Here is a 214-nt window from a genome sequence, read left to right as displayed (position 1 = left end):
CCTGGAAAAACGCTGCTGTCGAAGGACCGATCCGCTCGCCGGCGGCGATCACCGCGGCGGGGGTCCATTTGCCGTAGCGGCGATGGGCGCTGGGCATGTGGTCGGCGATGGTGGTGTGTCCGCGTCGGTTGGGCGCGCGGGCATGGCTGGCGATCCGCTGGCCCTTGTGGAAGATCTCGACCGTCCGATCGTCGATACGGGCATCGACCAGCTC

Annotated in this window: 1 pseudogene; it reads right to left on the bottom strand. The window is 68.2% G+C overall.

Annotation, left to right across the window (positions count from 1 at the left end):
* Positions 1-214 (bottom strand): annotated as a pseudogene (locus QJT78_RS53005) (IS21 family transposase); the annotation flags it as partial.

This window comes from Bradyrhizobium sp. Mp27, assembly GCF_029953005.1.
GTDB classification, from domain to species: domain Bacteria; phylum Pseudomonadota; class Alphaproteobacteria; order Rhizobiales; family Xanthobacteraceae; genus Bradyrhizobium; species Bradyrhizobium barranii.
This window is presented reverse-complemented; position numbering and strand designations above follow the sequence as displayed.